Annotated in this window: 16 protein-coding genes and 1 pseudogene; 3 read left to right on the forward strand and 14 right to left on the reverse strand. The window is 39.7% G+C overall.

All coding sequences use genetic code 11. The annotated features are described in order from the left end of the window. Positions 1–38 precede the first annotated feature (38 nt). The 7 genes from ACGHCK_RS04615 to ACGHCK_RS04645 all read right to left on the reverse strand — a co-directional run bounded on the left by ACGHCK_RS04615 (position 39) and on the right by ACGHCK_RS04645 (position 5,268). Positions 39–605: a YtxH domain-containing protein gene (locus ACGHCK_RS04615; RefSeq protein WP_202231562.1), complete on the reverse strand. Its 567-nt coding sequence runs from the start codon at positions 603–605 to the stop codon at positions 39–41. Position 606: 1 nt separating this feature from the next. Continuing rightward, positions 607–1,026 (reverse strand): DUF948 domain-containing protein, encoded by a 420-nt coding sequence (locus ACGHCK_RS04620; protein WP_202231561.1) that lies wholly within the window; start codon positions 1,024–1,026, stop codon positions 607–609. A gap of 131 nt (positions 1,027–1,157) precedes the next feature. After that, positions 1,158–1,943, reverse strand: a complete 786-nt coding sequence (gene lgt / locus ACGHCK_RS04625) for a prolipoprotein diacylglyceryl transferase (RefSeq protein WP_251423928.1) — start codon at positions 1,941–1,943, stop codon at positions 1,158–1,160. A 10-nt stretch (positions 1,944–1,953) separates the two neighbouring features. Next, positions 1,954–2,877 carry an HPr(Ser) kinase/phosphatase gene (hprK, locus tag ACGHCK_RS04630; protein WP_202231559.1) on the reverse strand — a complete coding sequence of 308 codons (924 nt, stop codon included), beginning with the start codon at positions 2,875–2,877 and terminating at the stop codon, positions 1,954–1,956. Positions 2,878–3,023: 146 nt separating this feature from the next. Continuing rightward, a complete protein-coding gene (locus ACGHCK_RS04635) occupies positions 3,024–4,691 on the reverse strand; it encodes a hypothetical protein (RefSeq protein WP_394304489.1) in 1,668 nt (555 codons plus the stop codon). 142 nt (positions 4,692–4,833) lie between these two features. Continuing rightward, complete coding sequence (locus ACGHCK_RS04640) at positions 4,834–4,971, reverse strand: adenine methyltransferase (protein WP_394304490.1); 138 nt, start codon at positions 4,969–4,971, stop codon at positions 4,834–4,836. A 117-nt stretch (positions 4,972–5,088) separates the two neighbouring features. Continuing rightward, positions 5,089–5,268 (reverse strand): hypothetical protein, encoded by a 180-nt coding sequence (locus ACGHCK_RS04645; RefSeq protein WP_202229892.1) that lies wholly within the window; start codon positions 5,266–5,268, stop codon positions 5,089–5,091. A 102-nt stretch (positions 5,269–5,370) separates the two neighbouring features. Here ACGHCK_RS04645 and ACGHCK_RS04650 point away from each other — a divergent pair, with 102 nt between their 5' ends. Next, positions 5,371–5,826 carry a GtrA family protein gene (locus ACGHCK_RS04650; RefSeq protein ID WP_251423954.1) on the forward strand — a complete coding sequence of 152 codons (456 nt, stop codon included), beginning with the start codon at positions 5,371–5,373 and terminating at the stop codon, positions 5,824–5,826. Between the two features lie 209 nt (positions 5,827–6,035). On the opposite strand, the gene ACGHCK_RS04655 is transcribed toward ACGHCK_RS04650, so the two are convergent. Further along, on the reverse strand, positions 6,036–6,938 hold the full coding sequence (locus ACGHCK_RS04655) for a YihY/virulence factor BrkB family protein (RefSeq protein ID WP_251423957.1): 903 nt from the start codon (positions 6,936–6,938) through the stop codon (positions 6,036–6,038). Positions 6,939–6,973: 35 nt separating this feature from the next. Next, entirely contained in the window at positions 6,974–7,831 is an 858-nt protein-coding gene (locus tag ACGHCK_RS04660) for a methionyl aminopeptidase (protein ID WP_251423960.1), read from the reverse strand. Positions 7,832–7,989: 158 nt separating this feature from the next. Between ACGHCK_RS04660 and ACGHCK_RS04665 the strand changes: the two genes are divergently transcribed. Further along, positions 7,990–8,433: a flavodoxin gene (locus ACGHCK_RS04665; protein ID WP_251423963.1), complete on the forward strand. Its 444-nt coding sequence runs from the start codon at positions 7,990–7,992 to the stop codon at positions 8,431–8,433. Between the two features lie 37 nt (positions 8,434–8,470). Here the strand turns inward: ACGHCK_RS04665 and ACGHCK_RS04670 are convergent, their stop codons facing one another. After that, the gene (locus ACGHCK_RS04670; protein ID WP_251423966.1) at positions 8,471–9,199 is read right to left on the reverse strand and encodes a TrmH family RNA methyltransferase; all 729 of its coding nucleotides are present in this window, start codon (positions 9,197–9,199) and stop codon (positions 8,471–8,473) included. A gap of 93 nt (positions 9,200–9,292) precedes the next feature. Between ACGHCK_RS04670 and ACGHCK_RS04675 the strand changes: the two genes are divergently transcribed. Next, a complete protein-coding gene (locus ACGHCK_RS04675) occupies positions 9,293–9,568 on the forward strand; it encodes an acylphosphatase (protein WP_271328562.1) in 276 nt (91 codons plus the stop codon). Between the two features lie 340 nt (positions 9,569–9,908). Here ACGHCK_RS04675 and ACGHCK_RS04680 read toward each other — a convergent pair whose 3' ends face one another. The 4 genes and pseudogenes from ACGHCK_RS04680 to ACGHCK_RS04695 all read right to left on the reverse strand — a co-directional run. Beyond that, the gene (locus tag ACGHCK_RS04680) at positions 9,909–10,520 is read right to left on the reverse strand and encodes a lysozyme family protein (protein ID WP_202229885.1); all 612 of its coding nucleotides are present in this window, start codon (positions 10,518–10,520) and stop codon (positions 9,909–9,911) included. Positions 10,521–10,689: 169 nt separating this feature from the next. Then, positions 10,690–11,931: a serine hydroxymethyltransferase gene (gene glyA / locus ACGHCK_RS04685; RefSeq protein WP_251423972.1), complete on the reverse strand. Its 1,242-nt coding sequence runs from the start codon at positions 11,929–11,931 to the stop codon at positions 10,690–10,692. 110 nt (positions 11,932–12,041) lie between these two features. Beyond that, entirely contained in the window at positions 12,042–12,644 is a 603-nt protein-coding gene (locus ACGHCK_RS04690) for an L-threonylcarbamoyladenylate synthase (protein ID WP_251423975.1), read from the reverse strand. Positions 12,645–12,753: 109 nt separating this feature from the next. Then, positions 12,754–12,879, reverse strand: a pseudogene (locus ACGHCK_RS04695) (IS30 family transposase); the annotation flags it as partial.

A 12,879-nucleotide genomic window follows, 5' to 3' on the forward strand; every position in this document is an offset into this window, starting at 1 on the left:
TTACAAAACAAAAACTGCCCGAGGACAGCTTTTCATTTTTACCATTCTGTTTCTGAAAGTTCTTTGGCTTTTTTTTCAAGGTCATCTGCTTCTTCAGAAATCTTATCAAAGTCGATATTATCTTCAACTTTTTCAGATACTGTATCAATATTATCATCAAGCTTTTCTTTAAATTCTGCCGCTTTTTCAACAACTTCATCTGTAATTTCTGATTCATTTTCATCAAAAAGCTCTTCAGTGCCTTCTTTGGCTTGATTGATTTTATCGACAATCGCATCACGTGTACTGTTGAAAAACTCAACAACTGATTCTTTAGAAAGTTCCCCTGAATCTACTTTTTCTTTAATCCAATCACGTTTGTTTGTCAAATATTCTTTCGCAGAATCTGCGGAGATTTCACCTGAGTCAAAGCGTGCTTTAATGTCATTAAATTTTTCTACAGAAAAGTCGCGCAGATTATTAAGCGCTGCCTCTGGATCCTCTTTGAAGTCACCATACATTTTTCCTGCATCTTCACGCATTTCGCTGCCTTTTTTGGGAGCGAAGAACAAAGCCGCAGCAGCACCAACTAAAGCACCTACTAAAAATCCTGATTTTTTAGACATATTATTTATCCTCCACTTTCTTTTTCTTCTTTAAAAATTTGTTTGCTGTTTTAGCCAACACCAAGGTTGAAGCTGAACGACCAACATTTCCTGTTTTTCTTGAGAAACGTTCTACCATATCACGACTGCTCTTGTTCACTGCAGTTACGCTTTCTGAAAGTTCTGCTACTGCCACAAAAAGAGGATCAATCGTCGCTACCTTTCCGTTGACATCATCCAAAAGAACATTAGCTTTAGCCATCAGTCCATCTGCTTGATGGAGTAAAACATCCACATCGCTGGATACTAACTTAACTGTACGGTTAGCTTCTTCAACAATTTTTGAAACTTTAAGCAAAAGTACAATCAAGAAAACAACCAAGGTTGCAAATGCAATTGCAATAATCAACCAAGCTATAGCTTGAATACTTATTTCTCCCATAGTCCACCTCCAAAACCGCTTAAATCTATGCGGTAATTTAACTTTATTATAGCAAAATTAATATTTTTTATAAACTAATTTATATTTTTATAAAAAGTACTTTTCTTAGTTAGCCAGAAAAGTACTTTTTATTAATCAACTTTTTTTAAACGTCCAATCAAGATGAAAGCAATACCCGCTATGACCATCAATGCTGAAAAGACTTGTGACACCCTAAACGCGCCAAGCATTAAGCTGTCTGTGCGCATACCTTCTACGATAAAGCGAACCAAGCCATACCAGATCAAGTAAAAGGCAAAGATTTCACCGCGCTTCAATCCTGGAAGACGATGACGGAAAATCATAATTATTAGAAAACCTGTAAACGTTCCGATACTTTCATAGAGAAATGTCGGGATACGATAAGCCCCATCAATAAACATTTGTTCTCGGATAAAGGAAGGCAAGTAGTTTAAGTTACTCACTGCCTCACCATAAGCTTCTTGATTGATAAAGTTACCCCAACGTCCAATGGCTTGCCCTATAAGTACTCCTGGAACACTGATATCTAGGAGATCCAGTGGATTAATCATTCGATAATAGGAAAAGATAAACAAGACAATAGCACCAGCAATCAGGCCACCGTATATAGCTCCGCCACCGTCCCAAAGTGCAATAATTTCACCTGGATGCTGACTATAATATCCCCATTCGAAAGCGACATAATATGCACGTACACCAATCAAGCCAATAGGAAAGGCCCATAAGATAAAATCAATCACATCGTCTGTCGTTAAGCCTCGCCGGGGGGCTTCTTTACAAGCGAGCCATACCCCTAAAGCTGCACCTGTAACAATAAAAATCGCATACCAATGAATGGAAAAGGGACCGAGCTCTAAGGCAATTTTATTTATTGCTAAATTTGGAAAATAGTTCACAGTCAACTCCTTAGCTGTTGTTTTCAATCAAATGTGTCAAACGGTCTTCAAAAAGTTCCGTTGCATCATAACCCATATCTTTAGCCCGGTAATTCATCACTGCTGCTTCAATAATGGTTGAAACATTCCGTCCTGTTTTCACTGGGATTTTAATCTGTGGTACCTCAACGTCTGCTAGAATGATATTTTTAATACCATTTCCCAAACGGTCAAATTCGCCGCCCACTTCATAAGGCTCAAGGTAAATCGTTAAGTCAATATCCGTTTGGTCTTTAACAGCACGCGCACCGTATAAGCTCATAACATCAATAATCCCAACTCCACGCAGCTCCAAAAAATTCTGCAAAACAGGTGCAGGCTCACCAGCTAGCGTGAAAGCATCTTTTTGGAAAACGTCAACACGGTCATCAGCGACTAAGCGATGGTTACGTGCCACCAAGTCCAAAGCCGTTTCAGATTTCCCGATGCCACTTGCCCCCTGAATCAAAACGCCGACACCGTAGATGTCCATTAGGACACCATGTACGCTCACACGTTCTGCCAACTCCTCATCCAAATAGGAAGTCAAGATGCTGTTTAAACGACTGGTCGTTTCACGTGACTGCAACAACACAATATCATGCTTACGGGCAACATTGATCATCTCCTCAGGAATTTCCAAGTTACGGGCAACAATAACGACTGGTGTGAGCTCTGTCATTACTTTTTTAAGAATATCATAGCGAGCATCTCCCACCACATTCATCATGTAAGACCACTCTTTCATCCCAAACAGTTGAATCCGTTCAGGCGTAAAGTACTCAAAATAACCAGACATTTCTAAACCAGGACGTAAAATATCTGAAGTCGCCACTTCTTTTTGAAGCGCTGTTTCCGTCGAATAGATAACATTAAACTTAATTTTTTTTATGAGATCTTGCACTGTGACTGTCATAACCGTCTCCTATCGTCTTTTTCTTTACTTATTATATCAGAATTATCCTTCCCACTCTAGAATATTCAGTTCATCCCTAAGTTAAAAGCTATAAAAAAACAAGTTTTCCTTGGATTCCTTGTTTATATTTTATTAATTTAGAATTTTTAGTTTGTTGGTTGGTGGATAATCAAAGCGGGTCGATCTCCAATATCCGAATTAGGTGGCTGCACAAGAGCTAGTCTTGTTGGCCTAAGGCCCAAATTCATCCCAATGTGCCAAATAGACTGATTTAGATTAGGAGGACCCAAACTGCGTAATCTCCAACCTGTTGATGAAGGATAACCATATGCCGCTCCGCGTCCTGATGGAGTAGAGAAAATTTTACCAGGTTGAGCAAGTCTAACGAAATCTGCCAGTGAAAGAGCAAAGGCGCGCTTAATCCCATCCTCTTTAACAACCCTTGTTACATCTGATGCAACGACTGGAGAAACATCAAGATTAATTGGCAATCTGTTCCAATCGTCTGGATTGCTCCAGAGAAATGTACTCTCGCTGGAATGTCCCGTATTAAAACTTCTTTCAACTGGAGAAACAATGTCTTGAACTTCTTGTCTAAGGCCGTTATACCAGTTAGAGATACGAGTATGTTGCCCAGCATCAGCTGACCGCGGAAGTGTATAATTTCGAATAATCAGATGATTCCCCTCACCCATATCCTCGAGATAGCGGTATTGCTCCCCTGCCATGGTAAAGATACGTCCCGGATACATGGCGCTGAATCTAAACTCATCGGGATGACTGTCCTCATCATAAGCTGGATTTTCAAAGTTATCATCCACCGCATTATTACGAATACCACGAAGCAGACGTTCTACCTCTCCACTTTCTGGCTCATCCTCAAAATCACTGTCCGGCGTAATCAACTGACTGTCCACATGGATAGCGTAGTAATAAGAACCACGGATATCATGTGCTGTCTCTGTCATCACTGCTGCATCCAACAGGTAAGAACTGGTTTCTCCCTCCTGCAGTTGACTGGCCCAGTAAGCCCAGCCTGTTTCCTGATCAATAACCCAGAAGTCGCCGATTTTATGCTCATTGGGTAAGGCAGACCATTGCTGAAGTGTCAGTGGGGCACGGTCTTGCGCCAAGTTTTGTGCTGTTGTACGTTCAACGCCCTCAAGAGCTCCGGGCCAGACTGTACTTGTTGGACCCTGACCATTTGTATAGCTCTCTCCTTCTTGCCAGTAGGCATCCTCACCTGTACCCGGATGAGTGGCCCCATCTGTACTACCGTCTGTGGCACTATCGCCAGCGATGTAGTCTCGCGCATGCCCCGCTGCAGCCGTCATCAGGTCGTTCTCCACATGGTTGAAGGTGGGCAAGTACCAAGGCGCATGTTCTCCTTGACGGGTCCAACCAAAGGTCAAGTTACTATATTGGTTAAAGACGGCAGAGTCCCCCACACGAGTAGTGAGCGTGTTGCCTTCTGGAATGTAGGTGGTCCAAGTTTCAATTGCATCCCGCTCAGTATTGGGCACTATAGGTGTGAAACTTGTTTCTCCTCTTCCTCGAATTTCCATGAACTCAGACAGACGAATCCGTGCCATGACAGGCTCCTCCCCATAGTTTTCGACAAAGACGTCCTTGTTTTCGGTGTCACGGTTGTAGTAATCGTGAACGCGGCCGCCTACTTCGCCCAGATTATCTCTCAGGCGGTCGTTAATGGCGCGTTGGTTGAAGGCGGTAAAGGCGAATGTCCCTGCAATCAGCAGAAGGAGTGTGAACAGAACTAGGGCAATTCCCAGTTTTCTCTTGTTTTTTACGTGCATTTTGTTTTTCCTCTTTTTTTTAGTTTTTTCGGTTGGAAGTGATGTTGAATAGGAGTACTCTCAGGTATATGACCAGCAGCACACGGCAAAAAACGTCCCAGTCATCCGGAACGTTTTGGTGCATGGAGAAAAGAGCGGCAATCTACCGCCTGTTTATGTGCTGTGCTGTGCTGTGCTGTGCTGTGCTGTGCTGTGCTGTGCTGTGCTGTGCTGTCTGATTATAGAGCATGGCTTTTTCCTCGTCAAGTATATTGTACACATTAAGTAATACAATATACATATTATATAATGTTATTGTAATCTTTTTCTTATCAATTTCAAAATGATATCTTTACGAAAATAAAAAGAGAGGCAAACCTCTCCTCATAGAATATAAAAAAACAATGGACAAATTCCATCATTTGATATTACTGAGCTTTACAAATTTATCCACCTTGTAGGCCACATAAATCCTGCGCCCCAGAAGAAAACTTGCAATAAAGAACCAAAACCATTGGGCTGCAAAAAAGGAGATGGAGAAAATCCATGCTTCAATAATTGTCCCAAGTATAAAAGAATAAAATCGTGATTTTAACATAGCTTTATTATAACACAGCTTGCTAAAGAAAGGGGAATTAACGTGAGAACTTTCTCAATAGCTCCTAGCAAAAACAGGAGAATTTTGTTAAAATAGGGTGCTATGGAAAAACTTAAAAACTTCGTAAAAACCGAGGCTTTTACCTATCTGGTCTTTGGTGTCTTGACCACTCTGGTTTACTACGTCTTTATGCAAGCAAGTTTCTACCTGCTTAACCAACCTGGAATAAATGCTGGTGCAATTTCTGAGGCTATCGGTCAGATTGTCAGCATCATTTTTGCTTTTTTTACAAATAAAATCTGGGTTTTTAAGCATCAATCAAATCATATTTTTCTTGATTTTCTTAACTTTGCTGCTGGTCGTCTGTTCTTCATGCTTCTGGCTATCTTTCTTAAATGGTGGTTTATCGATACGCATCCAGAAATCTTGATGAACCTCCTTCACCTTAAAAAACCAGTTGTGGTTCTTGTGCTTTCACTCGCAATTCAAATCCTTAACATCATTTTGAATTACTTTTACTCTAAATTCATTGTTTTTCGAAAAAAATCCAAAGTCTAAAGACAAATGCCCCGTTTAAGTGATATTCTACACCCCTAACGTTAGACAGAATCTAGCATTAGCGGTGTTTTTCTATGGAATTAAGTTATGACTTTATTTTATTACTCGTATGAATACACGTATTAAAACTAAAAGGACTTCGCTCTGTACTATAGAGAGCCAAATCCCTTATTTAAATTATTTGTTCAACTTTTGAGAAGCAGTACATCTTACTTTCTAATATCTCTGATAAAGGCCACAATCTCTCCTCGTCGGGTTTCAATCTGTCCAAAAGATTTTTTCTGATAAGTTGCATTTAAAGCAGTCCCCACAATCAAAACCTTTGCTATAAATATAAACCAAATCATCAAACCAAAAATGAGCACAGAACCGACCAGCTTGAAGTCACTCATCTGGCTTAAAGCACGGCCCAGATAAGCTCCGAAAAAGTGAGGCAGGGCTACTAGGACCAGAGTAGAAAAAATCGTCCCTGGCATAATATACTTTAGCTTATGTATCTTTACATTAGGTAAAACAAAATAGAGTAAAATCAAAGATACAAATACAATAATAATCACAACAGGCAAGGTCGCTGTTTGCAAGGTGCGATAAAGTCTATCGTCAAAGGCAAACAAATGCTCATGTATGTAGGCTAGCACCAGCTGCCCAAATGTCGAAATTAAGATCGTCAAAGAGAGTAAAGTCATAAGTCCTAAGCCCACAACCATCCCAGTGATTCGGCTGAGGATGAAGTCACGGTGCTGCGAGACTTCATAGGCTTTATTCATGGCCATCTGCAAGGTAGCTAATGCTCTTGAAAAAGTCCAAAAGCCGGCTAAAACAGAGACAGAAAGTAAACCTGTGTTAGGATTCTCCAAAATATTCCGAATAAATCCCGCACTCATTTCATAGATTTGTTCGGGAATCTGCTCACGCAGAACATTCAATATCAAATCTACATCAAGATTTAAGAAGGGAAGGAGATTGGCAAAAATCAAAAGTAAAGGAAAAATAGATAGAAGCAAGTAATAAGCCACAGCGATACTTGATAAAGACAGCTCTGAACTTTTGTAAAAGCTCATAAAATCTTTTAAGGGTTGCCAGGACAAAACCCGCTTAAAAAAAGCTTTCATACACTATTTCTCCTTTCTTTTTATTTTCATAATGCTCAGTAGGTACCTTCTTCTCCTTGACTTGTCAGAATAACTGGACCATCTTTGGTAATGACAAACTGATGTTCAAACTGGCAGGATAAGCCACCATCCAAAGTCTTATGCATCCAGCCTGTTTCCATATCCGTGTCAATTTTCCATGTTCCTGTATTAATCATCGGTTCAATAGTCAAGACCATCCCTTCACGTAAGCGTAAACCACGTCCTGCTTTACCATAGTGAGGTACTAAAGGGTCTTCATGGAATGTTGGTCCCATCCCGTGACCGACAAGATCACGGACAACACCATATCCACGACTTTCAGCATGCTCTTGAATCGCCGCACCGATATCACCGATACGGTTGCCTACAACAGCTTGCTCAATACCAAGATAGAGGCATTCGCGGGTTACATCCATAAGCTTTTTGACTTCTTCTGAAGGCGTGCCCACCGCATAAGCCCAACAACTATCAGCGATAGCTCCGCTAAAACCTACTGTATATTTTTTCATCTCAGCAACATTATCAAAGTCCAACTTTGAAACATCCACGGAACCATCTTCAACCATGCCTAACACCATATCCACCTTAATAAGATCACCCTCTTTTAACTTCAGATGACGGGGAAAGCTATGTGCAACTTCATCATTAAGAGAACAGCATGTCGCATATGGATAATCCATGATTGAGCCATCGACACCAATCTGTAGCGGCAAGGTATTTGTTTCCTTGCAAACCTTGCGTACATATTCTTCGATTTCCCACATGTCAATACCGGGCTTTATCAAATCACGTAAACCAATATGAATACTGGCGAGCAAAGAGCCCGCACGATCCATTTGATCTATTTCACGTTGAGATTTTAATGTAATCACTCTTTTTACCTTCTCCTAAATATTTCTCTAATCACAATGATACTCCTATTTTATCATAAAAATACTGGGGTAGAAAGTCTGAAAAAATGCATGGAAGCTGATTTTTCTTGAATTTCTTGATATAATCTTGTTATATAAATTTCACAAGGGAGCAGAAAATGGCTTTAGCAAAAGTAGTTTATGCAAGTATGACTGGCAATACACAAGAAATTGCTGAAATTGTTACTGATAAATTGGAGGAGTTGGGGCTTGATGTAGACCTAGACGAATGTACCTCCGTGGATGCCGATGAGTTTGAAGATGCTGATCTTTGTATCGTTGCAACTTATACTTACGGCGATGGTGAACTACCAGACGAAATCGTAGATTTCTATGAAGACTTAAAAGAGGTTGATCTTTCTGGAAAAGTTTTTGGCGTCTGTGGTTCAGGTGATACCTTTTATGATGATTTCTGTATCTGTGTAGATATGTTTGAAGAACAATTTGCACTCACAGGTGCTGAAAAGGGAGCGGAGTCTGTCAAGGTTGATTTGAATGCTGAGGATGAGGATATTATTAATCTTGAAGCTTTTGCTGAAACATTGGCAGCTAAGGTGCAGTAATATAAAAACTTGCGATAAATCGCAAGCTTTTTTGTTCTCATAAACTAAACATAAGAATCCCTGCAGCAACAGCAACATTCAAAGATTCTGCCTGGCCAAACATTTCAATATGAATCAGTTTATCTGCAGCACTTACTGCTGTGGAGGTTACTCCTGATCCCTCATTTCCCATAACTAAAGCAAAATTTTTTTCTACTGATAGTTCTTTGTAACTCACAGAGTCTTTTGACAAACTCGTCACATAAAGGGGAATATTGGCTGCTTGTAAGTCTGTAAAATCTTTTATATGCCAGATTGGGATGTGGAAGTTGCTTCCTTGCATACTCCGCATCACTTTTGGTGCATAAACATCAGCTGTGTCTCCCAAACAAAGAACTGCTGAAAATCCTGCTGCATCAGCGGTACGAATCATCGTGCCTACATTTCCAGGATCTTGAACGTTTTCTAAAACCAAGAACTTTCCTTGATCAAGCTGAATATACTCCTTTTTACGCACGACTTCAGCAACCACTCCTTGAGGTGTTCCAGTATCCGACAAGCTCTTCAAGACTTCCGAGCTGACAAGGACAACATTATCCAGATGTTCAACTTCTTTGTGCTTATCTTCTTCCACAAAAATTTGCAAAATCTCAGCTCCAGAATTTACAGCCTCTTCGAGCAGGTGAAAGCCTTCTATGAGATAAGAATTTTTACGATATTTTTTCTTTGTGAGTAACTTACGCGCTGCCTTAATTTTTTTATTGTCTTTTGCTCTTATAATTTCCATTTGTTATAATTATATCATACTATCTATCACTGCACCTAAGAGCACTTATGTGCCTTATTCAATAAATTTTAGTTTCCTACAGGGGGAAGAACGATGTACAAAGTTAAAATAATTGCTCACGGACAGGTACAAGGTGTTGGTTTTCGCTATGGAACCGTCCTTATCGCACGGCAGCTGGGGCTTAAGGGACGTGTTTGGAACAATGCAGACGGTACTGTGGGACTGTTTGTTCAAGCGGATAATCAAGAAACATTAAAAATCTTTGAAGAAAAACTTCGTCAAGGTCCGACTCCCTTTGCTTCTGTTGTTAAACTTGATGTCTTTTCTACAGACTTCAATGATTTTCAAAATTTTGATATAAAATATTAAGTTTTTGTATGCGTCATGGTGGTAAATGAAATTTCACTGCCATTTTATTTTAGTTTTAAGCAGACACTTGGGTTAGAAGTTCATACAGGTTGCCTTACTTACAGTGTACTTTTATTTCGCGAGATTTTTTTATAAGTTCGGAAGGGAATATCAGACAGACACATATCTGCGCTGCTCTCTACAGAATAAACTACGGATGAAAAAAATGAACCACTGAGCAGAACCGAAAAATATAGGTTTCTCTTGTCTGCTTTATGGTTCATTTTATTCTTTGAATGTGTTGAGTTTATAGATTTTAGCTCATGTTGGATAGGTCAGCTTCCATGCTCTGCTCTACTGTCTACCAATTGAAAAGATCGAGCAGCATCAAATGCCATTTGACCTCATTTGCATAATACATATTTCCACCATTAACATAGAGCTTTCCTCCACTGTTCATCAGTGAATCCACTGTCACATGATAATAGGTTTCACCTGTTGTATTTCCTAAACTCGGAGCCACAACGGTACGCGAATACTTCTCTGCCAATTCTAGATTGTTTTTTCCGCCATTTTTAGCCACATAGTCTATATAGGATTGACCAAAATTATAAGCTTGCACACCTGTCCAGATGTCTACTTTTTTATCTTCGGCATACTCTAAAACCTTGCAAAGATTTGCTACACCTTGTTGTATGCTCTCGTCTTCAGTTAAAATACTGTTTCGGTCTCCATTTAAGCTTTCGCTTGACTGCATAACATCTGCTGCATTCCCTTTTGTCTCTGTATAAATAATGGCCAACGCCAACCTCGTATCACCTTCTAGTCCTTGAGCTTTAAGTGTTGCATCAACCGCCTTTTCATACTTCATCACATTTTTTACATTTGTATAAGTTCTATGCGCATAAAAAACTGCTCCAACTACTACTACAAGTAGTGTGAGCTTGATAAAGAGCTTCAAAATTTTCAACATTTGTCTATTACCTAATCATTCTTTCTGATGGCCGTACTTCAACTTCAGTTTGTACTTCTGCCATCTTGTCATGTTAAAAACTTCTCTAGCATGTCCACCTCTTTACTTATCACTGTTCATATTATTCTTTATCCGGTGGAAGTCTTGTTAAAAAAGTTGTACCTATATTCTAGACCAAAGGAAAGGTCTTTGTCAAATTTAATGCAAATTGACGTACTTCTTGGAGTGTTACTTCGTCATCTTTATTTGACAGTGCTTTAACAATCATTTGAGCAATCTTACGACTTTCTTCTTCTTTCATCCCGCGACTCGTAATTGCTGCTGCTCCGATACGTACACCACTCGTTTCAAAAGGACTGAGTTTTTCTCCTGGAACCGAATTTTTGTTAAGCGTAATGTTGACCGTGTCTAAAAGATTTTGCGCTTCTTTGCCGTTAATTCCTAACTCTGTTACCTTCACTAAAAACAGATGATTATCTGTTCCATCTGAAACAACGTGTAAACCTGCTCGTCTAAACTCATCAGCCATAGCTGCTGTATTTTTCAACACTTGTCCGATATAATCTGTAAATTCTGGCTCTAAGGCTTCTTTAAAAGCAATCGCTTTAGCCGCTATCACATGCTCCAATGGTCCACCTTGTAAACCCGGAAAAATTGCACTGTTAATTTTTTTTGCCAAATCTGCATCATTTGTGAGAATCAGACCACCGCGTGGCCCACGCAAGGTTTTGTGTGTTGTAGAAGTCACGACATCTGCGTAAGGGAGTGGACTTGGATGGTGTCCAGTAGCCACAAGACCAGCGATGTGAGCCATATCTACCATCAATTTAGCACCAACTTTATCTGCAATTTCCCGGAATTTTGAAAAATCTATAATCCGTGAGTAAGCCGATGCTCCAGCAATGATAAGTGATGGACGATGTTTTTCAGCTTGTGCTTCAATTTCTTCAAAGTCCAGTAATTCTGTTTCTGGATGAAGACCGTAAGAAACGAAATTATACATTTTGCCAGAAAAATTAACTTGTGAACCGTGAGTCAAATGCCCACCAGCATTCAAGTCCATTCCTAGCACAGTATCTCCTGGTTCTATGAGTGCCATATAGGCTGCTGCATTGGCTTGTGATCCTGAGTGCGGCTGCACATTCGCAAACTCAGCATGGAAAAGCGCTTTTGCACGCTCAATAGCCAAATTTTCCACCACATCCACAGCTTCTGTTCCACCATAGTAACGCTTTTCAGGATAACCTTCTGCGTACTTATTGGTTAAGACAGATCCTTGCGCTGCACGTACTGCTGGGGATACGATATTCTCAGAAGCAATTAATTCAATCGTCTTCTGTTGACGTGTTTCTTCTGCATGAATAGCAGTCCAAAGTTCTGGATCAAGCGCTTCAAAATTATATATTTCCATATATGTCTCCTTTGCCATATGCGTTGCTCTCTCTAATTTTGTTAATAAAGGCGCAACTTTTGTACATCTTCCATTATATCTAAAGCAAAAGACTGAACCAAATGATTTGTTTAAACAATTTCAGATAATTCTGGAACTGCATCAAGGAGCTCTTTCGCTGTAATCGCTCCTTGTCGTAAAATTTTGGGTTTATCTGTAGAAAGATCTAGAATAGTTGTATCTAGGCCGTAAACACTGTCATCTTGAATAGAGACTGCCGCTTTATCCAAGATATCTGTCGTTAACTCATTATAAAATTGTGGGCTAGGGGCTCCTGTTAGGTTTGCTGATGGCCCAACTAGGACACCTAAAGCTTTAATCACTTCTTGTGTTGCTCGGACGGAAGGCATTCGAAACCCTACTGTGCTCTTGCCAACATGAATCCACTCAGGTACTTCTGAACTTGCTTCTAAAATAATCGTCAACGGTCCTGGAAGAAAAGTTTTCACTAGTTTTTCTAAATATAGAGGTTGGTGGGTTGAGTATTTCAAAATCTTATTGTAGTCTGCCACATTCATGTTTAGTGCCTTATCAACGGGGCGTCCTTTTACAGCATACAATCTTTGTACAGCTGCTTCGTTTGTTGCATCAGCAAATATACCATAAACTGTCTCAGTAGGTAATACAGCTAGCTCTCCTGCTTTTAAAACTTCTATTGCTTTTTCAACTGTCATTTTATAATTTCCTCTCCATGTAGCCTTTGACTTTAAGTAACACTTCTTTATCATAAATGGGAGAGACCTAATAGTCAACAAAATCGTTTTTTTATTTTATCTTGAATAGTCAAGTTAAGTGCAACACCTCTTCAAAAAAGATTTCATAAGGTGTTTTCCAGCCCAAGACCTTTTTTGGTCTTAGATTAAGTTTTTCAATATATTTATCAATGGTTTCAGAAGGTACTTCATCCAT

The organism is Lactococcus muris, from assembly GCF_042849115.1.
GTDB lineage: Bacteria > Bacillota > Bacilli > Lactobacillales > Streptococcaceae > Lactococcus > Lactococcus muris.